We start from the raw sequence: 18,638 nt of genomic DNA, 5'->3' as shown, positions 1-18,638 counted from the left end.
TTCCAGGAAAATGATGGCCTATGAAAAAATGTCTTTTGATAGGGTTCAACCCGGTTGGGGTTGACGTTGCAAAGCGGTTGCAGACAGCTGGTGTTGATGTAACCGTTGTGGACAAGGCAGGCAGCCACGCGCTGCCTGCTGAACCTGGCGTAAAAATCACGCTGCTGGCAGAGCAGGAGGTGCTTTTGTTTTGGCAGGGACTTTCCAACAAGCAGTTTGACGCAGTGATCCTGGTTATGACAAAGGACATGGAGTTTCCCCTCGCGTGTCTTGTCCAGTTGAGCAAACGCAAGTTGGAGAAGGTGCTCGTTTGTGTGGAAAACGAAAAGCAGGAGAAGTTAGTGGAGCTGTTCGGGCGTTATGCGGTCGTTCGGGCTGACAGGGAGATGGGTCGCCTGTTAAGTGAAAGGCTGCTTCAGGAGTCATTGGCTGGTCTGTAAACATACGCCAGTCTGGTCTCCAATTAGATTGGCTAACGTCTATTAAGAAGCCGCGGGAAATACCAACATGTGTCTCTTCAGGAGCAACGCAGAGCGCCGAGAATGCATCAGGTGCTATTCAGAGCCTGTGAGTTTGACATTGGTGGGAGGTACAGCGTAAGGCAGGAGACAGGAATCATGAATAACGAAAAAGCCATACAAATTAAATGAGTATAAGTGTATTAGCGGTAGTGTTGCCTTTGTTGACCTCTCCGACCTGTTTTGGAGCCGATACGTTGGGTACGGACAAGGAAACCCTGCCGATTAGGTTAAGCGCTGGGGTGGACACCTACTATGCATACGATTTTACAGAACCCCTTTCTAAGGATCGGCTATACACAACCCAAGCCTTCCGGCACAACGAGTTTAACCTGAACTGGGGCTTCCTGCGGGCTGACTACGCAAAAGACAATGTGCGGGCCACACTGGCACTGCAAAGCGGCACCTATGTGCAGGCCAATTACGCCTCTGAGCCAAACGACCTGACCCGGCTGATCGCACAGGCCAATGCCGGGGTGCGGCTGGCAAAGGGAGTGTGGCTGGATGCGGGCATCCTGCCCTCCCATATAGGCTATGAGAGCACCTTCTCCTTTGAAAACGAGGTATATACCCGCGCGTTGATGGCCGAGAACTCTCCCTATTTCGAGACGGGCGCACAGATTACTGCGGCCTTATCCGGCAAAGTGGAGTTGAAGATGCTGGTTTTGAACGGGTGGCAGATCATACAGGAAACCAATGATGCGAAGTCGCTGGGGCTTGGCCTAACCTACACCCCTACTGAGAGCATCGCCATTAGCTACAACAACTACTATGGCAATGAGGCGCCGCAGGGGGAGCCGGCTAAACGGCGCTACTTTCATAACCTATACACCAGCTATGCCCTAACTGATCAGTTTAGCCTGGCGACCAGCCTGGACTATGGGCGGCAGGAGCTGTGGGGAAGCTCTGAGAAGGGAGAATGGTATGCAGGCATGCTGCTGGCGCGCTGGCGCCTGCGGCAGAATTTCGCGGTGGCAGGACGCCTGGAGCGTTACAATGATGAGGATCAGCTCATCGTCGCCACCGGAACACCAAATGGCTTCCAGGCCTCCTCTTTGTCGCTGGACCTGGACTACATACCGGCACCGAACTTCCTGTGGCGGGCGGAGGTACGCGGTTACGATGCAACGGATAAGGTATTTGTGGGAGAGGACGGAGCATTTGATAAGAACCTGTTGCTCGTGACTTCCATCGCGGTCAAGTTTTAGGGCAACAGTAAGTATGGAATGTCGGGGCATGAGGAAATGAAGTAGGTGAGGATTAATGAAACTGAAGACTAAAATAACGTTAGGGTACCTGACCATTCTGCTGATGCTCTTTGTCATCGGGGTCTATGCCATTCAGAATCTGAAGAACCTGGACAGCGCTTCCAGGAACATTCTGAAGGACAACCTGTACACGCTGCAGTTGGGGGAACGCATGATCACGGCACTTGACAGGATGCATCTGGCCAAGCAACAGCTGGTACTGGCCGAGGCGCCGCCGCAGGTGTACAACCGGATCATTCGCGAGAATATCATCTCCTTTGAGCACTACCTCCAGAAAGAAAGGGACAACATCACGGAGACGGGTGAAAGGAAGCTGGTTGCGGACATGGCGGAGCTCTTTGAAAGCTACAAGGCTCTTTTGCTGAGCCAGGGGATACCCTCGTCGGAGTACCCCACAGAGCTGTTACCCCGCTACCAACTGCTGCGCCTACAACTGGACCAGATGCTTAACATTAACATGGACGCCATGGCCAGAAAGAGTGACACGGCGCAGGGTGTCGCGCTGCAAGCCCAGCGCTATACACTTTGGGCACTGGCTGTGACCATTCTGCTTGGCCTTGGGTTTCTTTTGACAGTGCCGGCCGCTATCTCTCACCCAATCAACAGGCTGATCAAGTCTATTCAGGCAGCATCTCAGAAGGACTTCACGCAGCGGCTCCCCGTCCGGGGACATGACGAGTTCAGCAGGGTGGCTAAAGTGTACAACAGCATGCTAAAGAAGCTGAAGGAGTTCGAGTACTCCAACCTCAACGAGCTGTTAACCGAAAAGAAACGGATAGAGCTGGTCCTGCTCAACCTGGACGAGGCCATCCTGCTGCTCGACCAGAACCTGAAGATCATCGAGGCTAACCCAATGGCCTGTAAGCTTCTTGGACTTGAGCGGGGGCAGCTGGTTGGGGAGCAGGCACAGACCATCGAGAACGAGAACGAGCTTTTCCGGAAGATGGTGAGCGACGTGATGGTAGGCAAGACCTCCGATGACCACGTGCTGACTGTACGTATCGCCGGGGAGGAGACATTCTACCACAGGAGCACGATGGAGGTAGTGTTTTACAATGACCTGAAGGATCAGCGGGAGCTGTTCGGGTACGTCATCTCCCTGCGAAACGTGAGTAGTTTTAAGAAAATGGACCAGGCCAAGTCCAGCTTCCTGGCAAACGTATCGCATGAGCTAAGAACACCCCTGGCCTCCATCGGGTACAGCCTGAAGCTACTGCGGGACGAACGGGTGGGGGAAGTAAACAATGAGCAGGCGGATATTCTCTCCAGCATCAAACAGGAAACAAGCAGGCTGCAGCGCATGGTGGCCGAACTGCTGGATGTCTCCCGTCTGGAGTCGGGCCACCTCCAACTTAACCTACAGCGCACCAACATCGGCAAGCTCATCGGCTTTGTGGAGGAGATGATACGGCTACAGCTGCTTAGCAAAGGCCTGCGCCTGGATGTGCGCATCGAGAATCAGCTGACGGATGTGCTGGTGGACGTGGAGCGGACGATCTGGGTGTTTGCCAACCTGTTGAGCAATGCCGTGCGCTATTCCCCTGAAAACGGGGTTATAAGCATAACAACGGAGGACAAAGTGCATGAGGTTTTGGTCAAAGTGCATGACCAGGGACCAGGCATTGCCCCTGCTGACCGCGAGCGGATTTTCCAAAAGTATGTGCAGGTGCCTGATAGCGAAGGAAGTAAAGGAAGCCTGGGCTTGGGGTTATCCATCTCGCAGGAGTTCATGCAGTCGCAGGGTGGGAGCGTGTGGGTGGAGAGCGGGGATGGAGGGGGAAGCACTTTTGTTGTTTCACTCCCTGTTTACACAACTGCTGGTTTAGGGGTGGGTAAATACGCGGGGCTTCTTTGAGTCAAGCTACCTCTATTTCAGGGTAGGCAGCGGTACAAATATCTGACGAAAGATACAAATCGGGGCACCCAGTATAATTTAAATATAATCTGAAAGAGAAATAAAAAAATATGAAAGATCATCAAGTGGCGGCAGCGCCAACAGTCCTCACCCCTCAGAAGCAGAGCAAAAAATACCTGCTGTACCTCTCCCTGAGCGCGTTGGGCGTGGTCTACGGCGACATCGGCACAAGCCCTCTTTATGCGATCCGGGAGTGCTTTTATGGGGAGTACGGTGTGGCACCCGTGCATGACAATATCCTCGGCGTGCTCTCCCTTGTGTTCTGGTCGCTGTTACTTGTCATCTCCTTTAAGTACCTGGTGGTGGTTATGCGTGCTGATAATGAGGGAGAGGGAGGCATACTGGCGCTGATGGAGTTGGTGCTGCCTTCAAAGCGGAAATGGTATCATGGAATGACGCTTGTCATGGGGCTGTTTGGCGCTGCCCTGCTTTATGGAGACGGCATGATCACGCCGGCCATTTCAGTACTGAGCGCAGTGGAGGGTCTGAACATTGCCACCCCATTTTTTGAGCCTTATGTCATACCGATCACCATTGTTATTCTCTTTTTGCTGTTCTTGCTGCAAAGCAGGGGAACCGGCGGGGTCGGGATCATATTCGGACCAATCGTTCTGGTGTGGTTCCTGGTCCTGGCTGTTTTAGGAGTTTCTGCCATCGTGAAAGACCCGATTGTGCTGCAGGCGCTAAACCCATACTTTGCCTTCCGCTTCTTTGCGAGCCACGGCATCCATGGAATCGTGGTGCTGGGGGCTGTGTTCCTGGTGGTGACGGGGGGAGAGGCCCTGTATGCGGACATGGGGCACTTTGGCCGCTTTCCTATCCGCCTGGCCTGGTTCACCATCGTGCTGCCCTCCCTGGTGCTCAACTACTTTGGCCAGGGGGCACTGCTCCTGGATAACCCGGAGCTGGCCGTAAACCCATTCTATCACTTAGCCCCGACCTGGGCCCTGTACCCGCTTGTTGTACTTTCAACCTTTGCCACTGTCATTGCGTCTCAGGCTGTTATCTCGGGCGCTTTCTCTTTAACCTACCAGGCTTTAAACCTGGGTTATTTCCCCCGTGTGTTGGTGAGGCACACCTCTGTCAAGGAAAGAGGGCAGATCTACATCCCTCAAATAAACTGGTTACTGTTCGTGACGACTGTTAGCCTGGTGGTTGGGTTTGGCAGCTCCAGCGCCCTGGCGGCAGCTTACGGGGTTGCTGTCACCACCACCATGGTTATAACAAGCATACTGGCCTTCGTCGCCATGCGGAAGCTGTGGGGCTGGAGCCCTGCTCTTGCGGTGGGGCTTACTGCCTTTTTCCTGGTTGTTGATCTCTCCTTTTTTGGCGCCAACATCATGAAGGTGGCAGAGGGAGGATGGTTCCCGCTGATGATAGGGGCTATTATCTACTTGCTGATGCAGACCTGGATGACAGGGCGCAGCGTGTTGAAAGGAATGCTGCGCACATTAACTCCTCCGCTCACGCACTTCCTAAAGGGGATAGAGCGCATTCCTCCGCTGACAGTGGACGGTACTGCCGTTTACATGACAGGGAACGACAAAATCACACCCCCTGCGCTTGCACTGAACGTGAGGCACAACAAAATAATCCATGAGCAGGTGATCATCTATTCTCTAAAAGTGCAGAAAGTGCCTTATGTGGCTGCCAAAAACAGGCTGAAGGTGGAACAGATCACTCCTCGCTTCTTCAGGGTTACAGAAAGCTACGGTTACATGGATGACATTAATGTGCAGGCGTCGTTGCAGACACTAAAGGAAAGCACACCGGCCCTTCAGTTGAACGATAATGTTACTTTCTTCATTGGCCGTGAAACACTCATTCCTTCCAGGGAGGTTGGGATGAACAAATGGCAGGCAAAGCTGTTTGCGAGTCTGGTGTTGATTTCCCAGCGTGCCACCAAGTACTTCCATATTCCGGAGAAACAAGTGTTTGAGGTTGGAACGCAAGTGAGAATATAAAGAATGAGTTGTCCAGTGGTAGGTTTTACCCCATTTTTCACTACTTTGACACTGTGGCAGTAGGGGTTGTTTACCAGGATAGTTAGCTCGCACATAACTTTCTGTAAACATCCTTGCTGTCATACTCATTCCAACATCATACATTGTAGATAACAGCTAAAATCCTTTTGTTACTTTTCTGTTATGCTAGAAACGAAAAAGCGGCTTAAACTGTAGTCTAAGCCGCTTTTTGCTGTTTACTATGTAGCCCGTAGGGGAATCGAACCCCTGTTACTAGAATGAAAATCTAGCGTCCTAACCCCTAGACGAACGGGCCGTTCTGCCTGATTGTGGTGCAAATATACGGCTCTTTGAGATATTGGCAAACATTAACGAAGATATTTTTTGCTATATAGTGTAAGCTATTCATCCTGAGGGTAGAAAAAAATATTGGATTTGCAATAGGGTAATCGTAACTTTGCACCATAAAATCAAAACTCTCAAACTTAGATAACATGTCTAAAATAAAAGTTGCAATTAACGGTTTTGGCCGAATAGGCAGACTTACATTTAAGGCCCTGCTCCTGAAGGACAATGTAGAGGTAGTTGCCATCAACGACCTGACAGATACCAAAACACTGGCGCACCTGCTTAAATATGATTCTGTACATGGCCGTTTTGATGGCACTGTAGAGGCCACCGAGAATGGGATAAAGGTAAATGGCCAGGAAATAAAAATTACAGCAGAACGCGAGCCAAAGAACTTGCCTTGGGGTAAGCTCGGTGTTGACGTAGTGCTGGAGTCCACTGGCCGATTTGTTGACGAGAAAGGCGCTGGTGGGCACCTGGAAGCCGGAGCACGCAAAGTAGTGATCTCAGCTCCTGCTAAAGGCGATATTACCACGATCGTACTAGGCGTGAATGAGGATGTGCTGACTGGTGACGAAAGAATAGTTTCTAACGCCTCTTGCACAACCAACTGCCTGGCGCCTATGGCAAAAGTGTTGGACGATACTTTCGGCATTGAAAAAGGATACATCACGACTGTTCACGCTTATACCGCCGACCAGAATTTACAGGATGCCCCGCACAGCGATCTGAGAAGAGCGCGTGCTGCAGCTTATTCTATCGTACCTACGTCTACGGGTGCTGCAAAGGCTGTTGGCCTGGTGTTGCCGCACCTAAAAGGCAAACTCGATGGTGTCGCCATGCGCGTGCCTATTCCGGATGGTTCACTTACTGACCTGACTGTGGTATTGAAGAAGCCTGCGACGAAAGAAGAAATTAATGCGGCGATGAAAAAAGCTTCAGAAGGAGCTATGAAAGGCATCCTGGAGTACACAGAAGACCCAATCGTTTCCATCGATATCATCGGAAACACACACTCGTGTATTTTTGATGCAGAAATGACTTCAGCTAACGAAACACTTGTAAAAGTGATAGGCTGGTACGACAATGAAGCCGGCTACTCAAACAGAGCTGCTGACCTGATCACCAGAATCGGCTAGGCATTCCGCTTACTTATAGCACACAGAGCCCATCCCTGACAGGATGGGCTTTTGTTTTGCACCTGTAACAACTGCATGGCTAAAGTATAAGTATAAAGTGATAAAAGATGCCGTTTAGAGTAAATTCTGATTTTCATTGCACTTATTAAATAGATCCATTTACTTATTCCATTTCTCATGATGAAGCGAATTTTAGTGCCGACCGATTTCTCTGAGCAAGCCACGTATGCCTATGAAATTGCCTTAAGCATTGCCCGTAAAACAGGAGCAGCCATTAAGCTGCTACATGTGGTGGAAATGCCTTATTTCAATAACTATGGTATGATGGGCAACTTTAGTGTTACGGGAGATACCAGCCTGCCAGGCAATGGAATGGAGCAGGTGTATGTGCTGCAAATGCTGGAAACAACCAAGCATAACATGGCCAGGCTGATTAATTCAATCAATCATAAAGGGGTGGATGTGGTACAGGAAGTGACTGTGGACAGGCCAATTAGCAAAATAAAGAGAACGATCAGGGAGGATCAGGTTGACCTGGTGGTGATGGGTTCTAAGGGAGTGAGTGGTTTGGATGAGTTTCTGATTGGCTCTAATACCGAGAAAGTGGTGCGTGCGGCCGAATGCCCGGTGTTAACGGTAAAAAAACGCGACACCGATTTTACCGTGAAAGAAATTGTGCTGGCCTCAGATTTTAAAAGGGAAGTGCGCCACGCGATGGATCATTTCAAAAAGTTTCAGGCCATGTTCGGGGCCAGGCTGCATCTGGTTTACATTAACACGCCGGGTGCTTTTGAATCAAGCGGCGACTTACGGCAAAAGCTGGAAAATACAGCTGCCAAGTATAACCTGCAGAATTATACCATCAACATTTACAACGATGTGATGGAGGAGGATGGCATTCTGCACTTCGCAAATGATATTCGGGCCGACCTGATCATGATGGCAACGCATGGCAGAACCGGCCTCTCGCATTTGCTGAGTGGCAGTATAGCCGAGGACCTGGTAAACCATAGCAGTATTCCGGTGCTCACGTTCCAGTTGAAGTAAGTCGGCAACAAAAAATATATAGCCTGATGCCGTATCGGCGTCGGGCTTTTTTATTGTCAGCCGGAAAAAGTAATTTTGTGATCTGCTTTCCAATTCATGCTTTATGAGCTTACGTCCGCACATACGCTTTGTCATCAATCCAACTTCAGGCCCAAAAAGCCGCGTAGATGTGGGCGCACGTATAAAAGCACAGTTCGATAAGCAGGAAACCACTTACGATATTGTTTACACAACGCATGCCGGACACGCGCCCGAGCTGGCCCGGCAGGCCGCTGACCAGGGATGCCAGGTAGTGGTGGCGGTTGGTGGCGACGGCACAGTGAACGAGGTGGCACGGGGATTACTTTACACAGAAACAGCCTTGGGTATTTTACCAAGAGGCTCCGGAAACGGCTTGGCCCGGCACCTTAAAATACCCATGGGCATTGATGGGGCGATGGGGGTGCTGCGGGAGGCGCAGATAATCAGTATCGATAGCGGCAGCATTAATGGCCATGCGTTCTTCACAACAGCCGGCATTGGGTTTGACGCTTACATCAGCTCGGTGTTTGCCGGAAATGAAAAGCGCGGACTGAAGACCTACGTAGAATTGGTCATAAAAGAGGTGCTCCAATACAAGCACCTGCCTGTCAGGGCTGATATAAACGGCAAAAGTATAGAAACCGATTGCTATGTAATGGCTTTTGCGAACGCGGCCCAATACGGCAACAATGCTTACATCGCGCCCTTAGCCGACATTCAGGATGGACTGCTGGATGTATGCCTGGTGCGCAAACTGAATCTGGTAAAAGCGCTGCACATGAGTTATTGCATGCTTACCAAGCAGTTGGCCAACCCGGAGAGTGCGGCTTACTTTAAAACAACGCAAGTGAAAGTAGCAGCTACCGAAGCCATGATGTTTCATGCCGATGGGGAATACGTAGGCAAAGCAAACGATTTTGAAGTACAGATGAAGCCACGCTCGTTGAAAGTAGTGGTACCAGGGGATAAAATTTAACACGCCATGAAAGACAATAATAAGAAAGGCCGACAGGGGGTAGTATACTCTACCAACACGGATTTCAACTACGATTACGAGCACGAAGGTGGGCAGGAGACCCTGCCCCCACAGCAGCAGAACCTAAAGATAATGCTCGACAAAAAGTCGCGGGGGGGTAAACAGGTTACGCTTGTTACCGGTTTTGTTGGCGCCGAAGATGACCTGAAGGAACTAGGGAAGCTGTTAAAGAACAAATGCGGCGTGGGTGGCGCCGTGAAAGAGGGAGAGATCATGATTCAGGGCGACTTCAGAGACAAGGCGCTCCAGGTATTGCAGGCCGCAGGGTACAAAGTGAAGAAAGCTGGCGGCTGACAGGGCTATACAATCCTGTTCAAGTCCTCCGGGGTGTCAATGCCAAATGTTTCAAAGTCGGTTATAGCCGTGGTGATTCGAAAACCATTCTCCAGCCAACGTAACTGCTCCAACGACTCAGCCATTTCCAGAGCCGATGGCGGCAGCTGCGTGATCTGCTCCAGTATATCGGCACGATATCCGTAAATGCCGATGTGCTTGTAATAGGTATGCTGCTTGTGCCAGATGTCGGTTGGGATATTGCGGCAATAGGGAATAGGCTGCCGACTGAAATATAACGCCTCCTGAGCCGTATTAAGCACCACTTTCGGGGTGTTCACATTAAAAAGCGCTTCCGCTGTGTCGATCTTCTTGACCAGTGTTGCCAGTTGGGTTGCGCTGTTCTTAAAACAGGCGGCCACCAGGTCTATTTGCTCAGGTTGTATAAAGGGCTCGTCCCCCTGTATGTTGATGACATACTCAAATGGTTTGTTAAAGCGCTGGAAGGCCTCAAAGCAACGATCTGTTCCGCTCTGGTGATGCCCGGCTGTTAGCACTGCTTCTCCCTCAAATGCCATTACGTGCTCCAGTATGCGTAGATCATCTGTGGCCACCACTACCTCCGTAAGACCGGATTTTCTGGCTTGCTCGTATACCCTTCGGATCATACTTTTACCCTGGATATCAACCAAAGGCTTACCAGGGAAACGGGTGCTGGCATAGCGAGCAGGAATTATTCCGAGTACTTGCATGGGGTTGTGATCGCTTTAAAAATGAAGTAAAGGTGCTGCGCAAAGGTACGGAAGCGGATCTGAATTACCTGCATGCCGGTGCTGTACCGTTTTACAACTACTTGCGGCGTATATCCAGGATCTTTATGCTGTGGAACTCGGCACCTGCCATGCATGCTGTTACCGTCATGTTATAATTGATGATTTTCACCTCCACCTCCGTCGCCGCACTGGTCTGGTAGGTGTCGTTAATAGCCGACTCATTGGATGGCTTATATTGCTTGTTTCCGGCTGAAAGGATATACCCACAGCCATCCAGGGCATAGTCGCCGGTCCAGGATAGGGTTGCATCCATCACTTCAAACGTAGAATTGTCATTCTCATCGTCCTTGCTGCAGGCTGTGCAAATAAGAAGACTACAAAATAAGATCAGGGCGGGTACAATAGGTTTTAAAGGCATGGCAAGTCTGGCTTTTTAAAACAGGACTCACTTTAGCCCGGAACGGTTGCAGGCAGCAGGAAAATAATTTACAGGCTTTTAACGCTAATTACCCGAACAGCATCCATTACCCGGGGCTGTGGCACCATGCCACACCTTCTGTCTATGGGCTCCGGAAGCGGTAAGTAGGTGAGCATCACCTGCGTGCTGTCACTTTCTTTATAAACTGCAGGGATGGCTTCCTCATTTTCCGGAAGGTAATTTTTTCCATCGATCATCACTTCAAAACCACAGCCATCGGCTGCAACTTCGCCGGTCCAGAACAAGGTGGCAGGAGCTGTTATGTTTTCATCTTGCTGAACCGGGCCATTCTGACAAGAGTTCAAAGAAACCATGATCGCTATGACGGGCAAAAAATGTTTTAAGATCATACGGGGTTGTTTTGGGCTGAAGGTTAAGAGGTGTAAAGTAAGCAATATTTTTAAGCTGCATTTAACATTAAACCTCCAAACGCTTAACTCTTAAAGCGAAAGTGCTGTGGTCTATCACCTGTACCCTTTCGCCTTTATCGATAAAACCGTCTCTGGCCTGCGCGTCATATAAAGTGTCATCAATCATTACCCGGCCACTAGGTGTCATGCGGGTATGGGCGATGCCCGTTTTACCCACCAAATGCGTGGCTGAGTTGGAGGAGCGGTAGCCTTCGTTGCTGTTAAAGGTGTTGTGGAGTATTAAGCGCTGCGCCGCCTTGCTGCTAACAATGCGCTGCCAGGTAAGCCCGATGAGCACAGCCGCCCCCACCATGCCCACCACCACTGCAACCAAACTGCGGGTAAGATTTTGAGAAGGAACGAAAGTAAAATCCAGGTTATGGTTGTTTACCATGATCAGGACAAGGGCGGCAAAGGTAAGTACGATGCCGCTAATGCCCGCCACGCCAAAGCCAGGAATCACAAACACTTCCAACCCGATAAGAACTAAACCTACCAGGAAAAGCAAGATTTCCCAGTTCTCAGCAAGCCCGTTCAGGTAATAAGGCACCAGGTAAAATACCCCGGCCACAACAGCAGCAAGCAAAGGGAAACCGATGCCCGGCGTTTGTAACTCGAAGTATAAACCGCCAATAATTATCAGCAACAGGATGCCGCTGATGAAAGGGTTGAGGAAAAAGGATACGATATTATCCGTTGTACTCGGCTGGTAGTAAATTACCTCGGCATTTTGCAGGTTGAGTTCCGCCAGCACCCCAGGTACGTCTACGGCCACCCCATCGCAGAACCCGAGCTTTATGGCCTCGGTGGTGGTTAAGGTAAGCACCTGACCGGCCGAAAGTGTACTGTCCACGCTGGCCTCCACCATGGCCTCGGCTAAATGCGGGTTTCTGTTATTGGCCTCTGCCGTAGACCGCATGATGGAGCGCATGTAACTCTGGTATTTGCCAGGTGCCGCCTCGCCATTTGCGCCGACAACTGTAGCGGCCCCAATGTTTGCCCCGGGGGCCATGTAGATACTATCGCAGGCCAGGGAGATAAGCGCCCCAGCCGAGGCAGCATTTTTATCGATAAAGACATACACAGGTTTGGGATACTCCAGAATGCGCTTCCGTATCTCATCCGCGTCATTTAACGCACCGCCAAAGGTGTCCAGCACCAGCAATACATGGTCTGCCCCAACTTCTGTCGCCTTATTTAATGCCAACTCGGTGTACCTGTTCGTGCGCGGATCGATCTCTGATCCTACTTCCATCACAAAAACTTTGGTCTTTGCGGTTTGGGCAAATGAAAGCAGCGGCAGCAACAGGAAGCAGAGTAAGTAAATATTACACAAATACCAATGCTTTGGATAGGATTTCATAATTTAGGGCAGGTTTTAGGGCTTATGAAGCAATAAGGTAATTAAAAAAGCAAGCTATTCCTATACTACTCTTTAAATACGAATTTCAGGCCCCGGTGTGGCGTATCCGCATCGATACTTCTTCACGTTTCCTGGCAGTAGAGATACGCGACGCTGATTTGCTGCTGGCGAATTTTTATACCCTGCAAACTGCCGGTTTTATACTGGCGCCTTTGGCCATATCCCCGTCCAAAGCCTGGTGGCTGGGGCTGGACGATGCGCAGGGCGGCCTGGTGTTCCTGCATGGGTACGGCGACCGCAGAACAGGGCAACATAAAAGTATAATGGTTTATAATGCTGAAACAGGGAACGAACGCTGGTGCCAGCCTGAGTTTGCTTTTTATGGGGTGGCGGCGGATGGTATCCTCGCTTACCCTGCCGATTCTCCGGAAGCGCCCTTCTGCTTGCTGTATGCCAAAACAGGAAAACTTTTCCGCGACGGACTTAGCCAGCAGCTTGCTTCGGAGGAGCTGGCCGCTAATAATCAGGAAAGATACCAGGGGTGCATTTTTCCAACTGTTTATTTGGAAGGGGAGGATTACTTTGAGCAGGTGAGCGCTTTTCTGAAGCAGCATGCCGATCCTGTGCGTGCCATAGAGTATGCAGAAACAGATCAGGCGGTGATCGTAAGTTATTATGAACGCTCCTCGGATGAGCAAAGCCTGATAAATTTTGTGGCTGTATTTGACCTGGAAGGGAATTTACGCCTAAAAGAAATACTTGGCAGCAATTTGAGTGGCATTGGATCAGATACTTTTTTTATCTTTAACCTAAATTTATACTTCCTCCAGGAAAAGCAGGTCCTGAAAGTATACCAACTTTTAGCTTAGTACAATCTTAACCATGGTTCGATCTTTAATTGTTACGCTGATCGTAACGCCCTTGCTCTCTTTTACAGTAAAAGCATCCGATTTTTCCGCTGTTCGTGACTCTGTAGGTGTGGAACGCAAAAACGGGAAGTTGTTTCTACAGCACAAAGTAGAGCCCAAAGAAACGCTTTACGCCCTTTCCCGCAAATACAGTATCCCGGTTTCTCAGATCGTGGATGCCAACCCACGGGTAGAGGCGACCATCCGCATTGGCGAGATCGTCCTGATCCCCCGTAAAAGCATGGATGCCAATGCCGTCGCTTCGGTGGCAAAAACCAGTGCTAATAGCGCTTCGGCAAGCAACAGGACCTTTACGGTTAACGAGACAGGCAATAAGTTGCACACGGTTGCACCAAGTCAAACTTTATACGCTATCTCACGCCTGCATAATGTGAGTGTGGAGGAGATCAAGCAATGGAACAACCTGAAAGATAATAGCATCAGCCTGGGCTCACAGCTGATCGTGGGCAAGGGCATGGCTTCTGCTACTAAAAAACCGGTTTACATGCCTGAACCGGACGATGAGATGGCCGCACCGAAAGCAACGGAAGCAACGCCATCAGGACCTGCTGCGGCAGCCTCAAAAACGGAACCTGCTGCAGCGCCGACCAGCACCCGAATAGAAGAAAAAGAAGACGCCGAAAACAGCGTGATGAAACGGGTACTTGAAAGCGGCATGGCAGAGATGATTGACCCAAAAGGGGATACCAGCAAATACCTGGCGCTGCATAAAACTGCTCCGGTGGGCACAATCATGCAAGTGAAAAACGCCATGAACGACCAGGTGGTCTATGTTCGCGTAATCGGCAAACTTCCCGACACTGGCGCAAACGAAAAAGTAATCGTCCGGATCTCAAAGAAGGCTTATCAGAAACTGGGTGCCGTTGACCAGAAATTCAGAGTAGACCTGTCGTACATGCCTTAACAGGAAAGTCTGCAAATAGGTACAAAGGGAGCCTGCACCATACGTGCAGGCTCCCTTTTTTTATCAGCCCCCCACTGAAGGAGAGTAGCTAAACTAGCGTTTTGCTTTCCTAACTTTAATGTAGATCGGAAAGTGATCGCTGTAACCGCCAAAGTATGTTTTACCTGAAAAGGTGCTAAAAGGGGTATTTTTATACTTACCATACAAAAACTTCAGGCTTTCGGGGGCGTGGATCTGCGCAGAGCCTCTTACATACTCGAGCCCCTGGCCGTCTACCAAAGATTTGGAGATCAGGATCTGATCGAGCATCTTAAAGTCGCCACGGCTGTAGTAGCTGCCTAGCCCGTTCACATAGGGCAGAAAGAAGGTGTTAAACAATTCATCCGGGTAGGCTGGGTTTGGGCGTCCTGTAGCTTTTAGCACCTGTTGCATGACAGCTGTGCGTGGTTCGCTATCAAAATCACCCATCACAACAATGCGAGCCCCCGCATCGGCTGCCTGCAAGGCGTTTATTCGTTTCCGGAGTGTGGCAGCCGCAGCGCGCAACCTGCTGTCATCCTGCAGGCCGCGGCGCGTGCGTGTACGGGGTGGCCAGTGGTTCAGGAAAATCGTGAGCTCCTGGCCCTGTAACTCGCCCCTTATCTGCATAATATCCCGTGAGGCATACTTCGATTTGCCGTAATCAATTTTTATGCGCTGAGAATCAGTTACTTTAAACAACCTGGGTTTGTAAAGTAGCGCTATATCCAGGCCTTGTTCGTCCTGCATATCGTAGTGTACCACGCTATACTTCTCTTTTCTGAGGGCGGGGGAGGAGATAAGGTCCTGTATCACTTTTCTGTTCTCCACTTCGCTTAACCCTATGATAGCGGGGCCGTTGGTATTGCCTATATGGGCTATTGCGCTGGCAATGTGCTGTATTTTTCTATCATACTTCTCCTCCGTCCATTGCATATCGCCGGTTGGTGTAAAAGCATCATCGTTTGTGGCAGGGTCATTGGCGGTGTCGAACAGCTTCTCAACGTTGTAAAACGCGATGGTGTGCAGTTTTGCCTGCCTGCCACCGCCGGGCAGCCTGGAGCAGCCAACAAGGGTAGATAGGGTAAAAATAAGTAAGAGAGTTTTTATTCCGTAGCGCATCCTTTAACTTTGTACCTATATATTTATTCACTGATATTACGAGTAACATACCCTATAAAGTTTAATTACTTAGAAAATGAAAAAGTCCGAAATATACTTTAGCATAGCCTTAGACGATAACAGTGTGCCGGAAGCGATCAGCTGGCGGGCCACCGATGCTGGTGAGAAGATCCATTTTGCCAAGGCGATAAACATTTCACTTTGGGATCGGGATGAGGCGGGCACCATGAAAATTGATCTTTGGACCAAGGACATGCCCGTGGATGAGATGAAATATTTCTACATAGACACCATCGGGGCTATGGCCCAAAGCGTGGCAACCGCTACCAGCGACAATGTTATGGCCAAAAAAATGCGTGATTTATGCGAGGAGTTGATGCAGCATTTGGAAGAAGAGAAAAAGAAAGACACCAACGGATAAAACCATACAGCAATAAAAAAGGGAACCGCCTCCGAGAGGCGGTTCCCTTTTTTATTGCTGTATGGTTAACACTAAAAGTGCTGTATTCAATATTACTTGCTGCTTGCAGTACTTTCAGATGGAGCAGCGTTAGAGGCAGCAGCCTGATCACCGCTATTCGGGGTTTCTAAGCTTGCCATAAATTCTTCTTCGGTCTGGTTGTAAATTTTACGGTCACCGAAATAATCGTTATACTGCTTTGTGCTTAACACCTTTTCTAGCTGTTGATCTCTCACATCACAAATTTCTTTGCATTTTTGATTGATCATTGCCTGATCTCCGGCGAACTCTGTCTCGATAGCCATTTTTTTAGCTACTACGTCCTTGTTGATCTCTCTCATTTTACGTGACTGGTAATTATTTAAACCGAGGTCACGGATCATTCTATTGGACACATAATCGGCTCTTTTATCTGCCACCATGGCAAGCTTCTTATCCAGTTTTACATTTCTGTTATCGCCTGTGTTGTTTTCACTCTTTGCGTGAGATACTCCAGCGAATCCCACTATCATACACATTGTTGCCAGTCGCTTTTTCATTTTATATCCTTTCTATAGTTTTATAGTTCATGTTTGCTTATGTACCTTTCAACGTATCTAAAAATCAAATGATTCCGAAATATGAAGTAAGTTACTAATGTCTAATATAGTGCAGATATTATGCCAAAAAAGCCGATTTATGCGTATAAATCGGCTTTTTAAATATATGAAAGGTTTAATTACCAATCGTTCATCCACATCATGGATTCTACGGGCGTAATAGTGCGATTATTATACTTCGCGTTGGCTTTTGTGTTATAGTAATTCTCAATGCCGCCCTTTACCTCAAAGTAAATGAGTTGTCCGATCGGCATGGCGTGGTAAACCCGAACGGGTTGCGACACGGAGATCTCGAGGGTCCAGGTATTGCAAAAGCCGACATCGCCTTTGCCAGCTGTGGCATGAATATCAATGCCCAAACGTCCAACGCTTGACTTTCCCTCCAAAAAAGGTACATGTGCATGAGTCTCCGTGTATTCCTTCGTCACACCCAGGTAAAGTTTGCCAGGCTGCAATACAAAACCCTCCTCCGGTATATCAAACACATCAATCTCGTTGTGCTTGCGGGCATCCAGCACCTCATCTTTGTAATTGGCCAGGTAGCGACCCAAATGCACATCGTAGGAGTTGGTACCCAGGCAGGCACGGTCAAAAGGTTCTACCAGAATAGTGCCTTTTTCTATTTCCGCTAAAATCTGCTTATCAGTTAATATCATGTTGATGAGAATATCCGGTTATAAAGGTATGGAAAAGGGGCTATAATTCTTTAACCGATTTAATTTTTTCGTTGCTCGTAACACGAATTAAAGTGCTGCTTTCAGCGATTCCAGGTTTGCCTGCAGGTATTTTTCTGTTTGTTCTTCGCTGATAGCGGTTGACACAAACAAGGCCTCATACTGTGAGGGTGCCAAATAAATGCCTCTTTCGAGCATGGCATTAAAGTATCGCCCAAACAAGCCTGTATCAGAAGTTTTAGCGCTGTCGAAATCAGTTACGGCCTGCTCTGTGAAGAAAATACTAAACATGGAGCCCACCCGGTTAATGGTGTATCGCAACCCTAATTGCTGCATGTTGTTTTGCATTCCCTCTATAAGTCGGGCAGTGGTTTGTTCCAGTTGCTGGTATACTTCGGGGTGTTCGTTTAAGTAAGTAAGCATGGCTATGCCCGCCGACATGGCAATCGGGTTACCGGATAATGTTCCTGCCTGGTACACCGGCCCGGCTGGGGCTACATAGTCCATCAGCTCTTTTCGTCCGCCGTAGGCGCCTACAGGCATGCCACCGCCGATGATCTTGCCCAGGGTACTTATGTCAGGCGTAACTCCGTAAAGCTGCTGTGCTCCGCCGGGGGCTAACCGAAAACCGGTCATTACCTCATCAAAGATCAAAACGATTCCCTCCCTGTCGCACAGGTCGCGTAGCCCTTGCAGAAACCCGGCGGCAGGGGTTACCAAGCCCATGTTACCCGCAACTGGCTCCAGAATGATGGCCGCAATCTGACCCTTGTTGGCCTCTGTCAGCAGTTTAACTGCATCCAGGTTATTATAAGGAGCCGTAAGGGTGTCGTTGGCAGTGCCTTTGGTAACGCCCGGGCTATCGGGCACCCCCAGCGTAATGGCCCCACTGCCGGCAGATATCAGAAAGGAGTCGCCATGCCCATGGTAACAGCCTTCGAACTTAATTATTTTGTCGCGGCCAGTAAACCCGCGCGCCACGCGTATAGCCGACATCGTGGCCTCGGTGCCGGAGTTTACCATGCGCACTTTCTCGATGCTTGGTACCATGCTCACGATAAGCTCGGCAATCTCTATTTCTTTGCGGGTAGGCGCCCCAAACGAAAGCGAATCCGGAATAGCCTTTATAACAGCCTCCTGCACTACTTCAGCAGCATGCCCCAGTATCATAGGGCCCCAGGAATTGATGAAGTCTATGTAACGGTTTCCGTCCTCGTCGTACATGTAGGGCCCTTTTGCCGACTTCATAAAGCGGGGATTACCGCCCACTGCTCTAAAGGCCCGGACAGGAGAGTTGACTCCCCCAGGAATACTGTGTTGTGCGCGTTGGAAAAGCTCGTTGCTAACAGGTGCTTTTATCATGGGTAAAAAAGGTCAAG

19 protein-coding genes and 1 tRNA gene are annotated in these 18,638 nt (G+C 49.6%); 11 read left to right on the top strand and 9 right to left on the bottom strand.

Annotated elements, in window-relative coordinates; all coding sequences use genetic code 11:
* The first annotated feature begins 20 nt into the window (after positions 1–20).
* The 4 genes from AC4BAN_RS01420 (at position 21) to AC4BAN_RS01405 (ending at position 5,665) form a co-directional block, all read left to right on the top strand.
* A complete protein-coding gene (locus AC4BAN_RS01420; protein WP_490562576.1) occupies positions 21–440 on the top strand; it encodes an NAD-binding protein in 420 nt (139 codons plus the stop codon).
* A 206-nt stretch (positions 441–646) separates the two neighbouring features.
* On the top strand, positions 647–1,726 hold the full coding sequence (locus tag AC4BAN_RS01415; protein ID WP_490562575.1) for a porin: 1,080 nt from the start codon (positions 647–649) through the stop codon (positions 1,724–1,726).
* Positions 1,727–1,781: 55 nt separating this feature from the next.
* Complete coding sequence (locus AC4BAN_RS01410; protein WP_490562574.1) at positions 1,782–3,641, top strand: sensor histidine kinase; 1,860 nt, start codon at positions 1,782–1,784, stop codon at positions 3,639–3,641.
* 110 nt (positions 3,642–3,751) lie between these two features.
* Positions 3,752–5,665, top strand: coding sequence for a potassium transporter Kup (locus AC4BAN_RS01405; RefSeq protein WP_490562573.1), 1,914 nt, complete (start codon positions 3,752–3,754; stop codon positions 5,663–5,665).
* A 244-nt stretch (positions 5,666–5,909) separates the two neighbouring features.
* Here the strand turns inward: AC4BAN_RS01405 and AC4BAN_RS01400 are convergent.
* A tRNA-Glu gene (locus AC4BAN_RS01400) sits at positions 5,910–5,981 on the bottom strand.
* A gap of 178 nt (positions 5,982–6,159) precedes the next feature.
* On the opposite strand from AC4BAN_RS01400, the gene gap reads away from it, so the two are divergent.
* From gap to AC4BAN_RS01380, 4 genes are all read left to right on the top strand, one after another.
* Positions 6,160–7,152: a type I glyceraldehyde-3-phosphate dehydrogenase gene (gap, locus tag AC4BAN_RS01395; protein WP_490562572.1), complete on the top strand. Its 993-nt coding sequence runs from the start codon at positions 6,160–6,162 to the stop codon at positions 7,150–7,152.
* Between the two features lie 177 nt (positions 7,153–7,329).
* Positions 7,330–8,199, top strand: coding sequence for a universal stress protein (locus tag AC4BAN_RS01390; RefSeq protein WP_490562571.1), 870 nt, complete (start codon positions 7,330–7,332; stop codon positions 8,197–8,199).
* Between the two features lie 103 nt (positions 8,200–8,302).
* Complete coding sequence (locus AC4BAN_RS01385; RefSeq protein WP_490562570.1) at positions 8,303–9,196, top strand: diacylglycerol/lipid kinase family protein; 894 nt, start codon at positions 8,303–8,305, stop codon at positions 9,194–9,196.
* Between the two features lie 6 nt (positions 9,197–9,202).
* Positions 9,203–9,550 carry a translation initiation factor gene (locus AC4BAN_RS01380; protein WP_490562569.1) on the top strand — a complete coding sequence of 116 codons (348 nt, stop codon included), beginning with the start codon at positions 9,203–9,205 and terminating at the stop codon, positions 9,548–9,550.
* 5 nt (positions 9,551–9,555) lie between these two features.
* Here the strand turns inward: AC4BAN_RS01380 and kdsB are convergent, their stop codons facing one another.
* The 4 genes from kdsB to AC4BAN_RS01360 form a co-directional block, all read right to left on the bottom strand.
* The gene (kdsB, locus tag AC4BAN_RS01375) at positions 9,556–10,281 is read right to left on the bottom strand and encodes a 3-deoxy-manno-octulosonate cytidylyltransferase (RefSeq protein WP_490562568.1); all 726 of its coding nucleotides are present in this window, start codon (positions 10,279–10,281) and stop codon (positions 9,556–9,558) included.
* 97 nt (positions 10,282–10,378) lie between these two features.
* Positions 10,379–10,720: a hypothetical protein gene (locus AC4BAN_RS01370; RefSeq protein ID WP_490562567.1), complete on the bottom strand. Its 342-nt coding sequence runs from the start codon at positions 10,718–10,720 to the stop codon at positions 10,379–10,381.
* A 68-nt stretch (positions 10,721–10,788) separates the two neighbouring features.
* Positions 10,789–11,130: a hypothetical protein gene (locus AC4BAN_RS01365; protein ID WP_490562566.1), complete on the bottom strand. Its 342-nt coding sequence runs from the start codon at positions 11,128–11,130 to the stop codon at positions 10,789–10,791.
* A gap of 67 nt (positions 11,131–11,197) precedes the next feature.
* Complete coding sequence (locus AC4BAN_RS01360) at positions 11,198–12,445, bottom strand: NfeD family protein (RefSeq protein ID WP_490562565.1); 1,248 nt, start codon at positions 12,443–12,445, stop codon at positions 11,198–11,200.
* 203 nt (positions 12,446–12,648) lie between these two features.
* Here AC4BAN_RS01360 and AC4BAN_RS01355 point away from each other — a divergent pair, with 203 nt between their 5' ends.
* Together AC4BAN_RS01355 and AC4BAN_RS01350 are read left to right on the top strand one after the other, a co-directional pair.
* Positions 12,649–13,422: a DUF4905 domain-containing protein gene (locus AC4BAN_RS01355; RefSeq protein WP_490562564.1), complete on the top strand. Its 774-nt coding sequence runs from the start codon at positions 12,649–12,651 to the stop codon at positions 13,420–13,422.
* 13 nt (positions 13,423–13,435) lie between these two features.
* On the top strand, positions 13,436–14,386 hold the full coding sequence (locus tag AC4BAN_RS01350; protein ID WP_490562563.1) for a LysM peptidoglycan-binding domain-containing protein: 951 nt from the start codon (positions 13,436–13,438) through the stop codon (positions 14,384–14,386).
* 93 nt (positions 14,387–14,479) lie between these two features.
* On the opposite strand, the gene AC4BAN_RS01345 is transcribed toward AC4BAN_RS01350, so the two are convergent.
* Positions 14,480–15,526, bottom strand: coding sequence for an endonuclease/exonuclease/phosphatase family protein (locus AC4BAN_RS01345; RefSeq protein ID WP_490562562.1), 1,047 nt, complete (start codon positions 15,524–15,526; stop codon positions 14,480–14,482).
* A 76-nt stretch (positions 15,527–15,602) separates the two neighbouring features.
* Between AC4BAN_RS01345 and gldC the strand changes: the two genes are divergently transcribed.
* Positions 15,603–15,947, top strand: a complete 345-nt coding sequence (gene gldC, locus AC4BAN_RS01340) for a gliding motility protein GldC (RefSeq protein ID WP_490562561.1) — start codon at positions 15,603–15,605, stop codon at positions 15,945–15,947.
* Positions 15,948–16,039: 92 nt separating this feature from the next.
* Here the strand turns inward: gldC and AC4BAN_RS01335 are convergent, their stop codons facing one another.
* From AC4BAN_RS01335 to hemL, 3 genes are all read right to left on the bottom strand, one after another.
* On the bottom strand, positions 16,040–16,525 hold the full coding sequence (locus AC4BAN_RS01335; RefSeq protein WP_490562560.1) for a DUF4890 domain-containing protein: 486 nt from the start codon (positions 16,523–16,525) through the stop codon (positions 16,040–16,042).
* Positions 16,526–16,704: 179 nt separating this feature from the next.
* On the bottom strand, positions 16,705–17,241 hold the full coding sequence (dcd, locus tag AC4BAN_RS01330; RefSeq protein ID WP_490562559.1) for a dCTP deaminase: 537 nt from the start codon (positions 17,239–17,241) through the stop codon (positions 16,705–16,707).
* 87 nt (positions 17,242–17,328) lie between these two features.
* On the bottom strand, positions 17,329–18,621 hold the full coding sequence (gene hemL / locus AC4BAN_RS01325; RefSeq protein ID WP_490562558.1) for a glutamate-1-semialdehyde 2,1-aminomutase: 1,293 nt from the start codon (positions 18,619–18,621) through the stop codon (positions 17,329–17,331).
* Positions 18,622–18,638: the final 17 nt, after the last annotated feature.

This window comes from Pontibacter sp. GD13, assembly GCF_058216355.1.
The sequence above is the reverse complement of the archived record's forward strand: the minus strand, read 5'-3'. Positions and strand labels throughout refer to the sequence as shown.

Bases quoted from the DNA above. Each gene is read 5' to 3' on its own strand.
- AC4BAN_RS01370 (WP_490562567.1), bottom strand. From the start codon at position 10,720: ATGCCTTTAAAACCTATTGTACCCGCCCTGATCTTATTTTGTAGTCTT.
- AC4BAN_RS01350 (WP_490562563.1), top strand. From the start codon at position 13,436: ATGGTTCGATCTTTAATTGTTACGCTGATCGTAACGCCCTTGCTCTCT.
- gap (WP_490562572.1), top strand. From the start codon at position 6,160: ATGTCTAAAATAAAAGTTGCAATTAACGGTTTTGGCCGAATAGGCAGA.
- AC4BAN_RS01405 (WP_490562573.1), top strand. From the start codon at position 3,752: ATGAAAGATCATCAAGTGGCGGCAGCGCCAACAGTCCTCACCCCTCAG.
- hemL (WP_490562558.1), bottom strand. From the start codon at position 18,621: ATGATAAAAGCACCTGTTAGCAACGAGCTTTTCCAACGCGCACAACAC.
- AC4BAN_RS01385 (WP_490562570.1), top strand. From the start codon at position 8,303: ATGAGCTTACGTCCGCACATACGCTTTGTCATCAATCCAACTTCAGGC.
- AC4BAN_RS01335 (WP_490562560.1), bottom strand. From the start codon at position 16,525: ATGAAAAAGCGACTGGCAACAATGTGTATGATAGTGGGATTCGCTGGA.
- AC4BAN_RS01410 (WP_490562574.1), top strand. From the start codon at position 1,782: ATGAAACTGAAGACTAAAATAACGTTAGGGTACCTGACCATTCTGCTG.
- gldC (WP_490562561.1), top strand. From the start codon at position 15,603: ATGAAAAAGTCCGAAATATACTTTAGCATAGCCTTAGACGATAACAGT.
- AC4BAN_RS01420 (WP_490562576.1), top strand. From the start codon at position 21: ATGAAAAAATGTCTTTTGATAGGGTTCAACCCGGTTGGGGTTGACGTT.
- AC4BAN_RS01365 (WP_490562566.1), bottom strand. From the start codon at position 11,130: ATGATCTTAAAACATTTTTTGCCCGTCATAGCGATCATGGTTTCTTTG.
- AC4BAN_RS01415 (WP_490562575.1), top strand. From the start codon at position 647: ATGAGTATAAGTGTATTAGCGGTAGTGTTGCCTTTGTTGACCTCTCCG.
- AC4BAN_RS01380 (WP_490562569.1), top strand. From the start codon at position 9,203: ATGAAAGACAATAATAAGAAAGGCCGACAGGGGGTAGTATACTCTACC.
- AC4BAN_RS01390 (WP_490562571.1), top strand. From the start codon at position 7,330: ATGATGAAGCGAATTTTAGTGCCGACCGATTTCTCTGAGCAAGCCACG.
- AC4BAN_RS01345 (WP_490562562.1), bottom strand. From the start codon at position 15,526: ATGCGCTACGGAATAAAAACTCTCTTACTTATTTTTACCCTATCTACC.
- dcd (WP_490562559.1), bottom strand. From the start codon at position 17,241: ATGATATTAACTGATAAGCAGATTTTAGCGGAAATAGAAAAAGGCACT.
- AC4BAN_RS01360 (WP_490562565.1), bottom strand. From the start codon at position 12,445: ATGGAAGTAGGATCAGAGATCGATCCGCGCACGAACAGGTACACCGAG.
- kdsB (WP_490562568.1), bottom strand. From the start codon at position 10,281: ATGCAAGTACTCGGAATAATTCCTGCTCGCTATGCCAGCACCCGTTTC.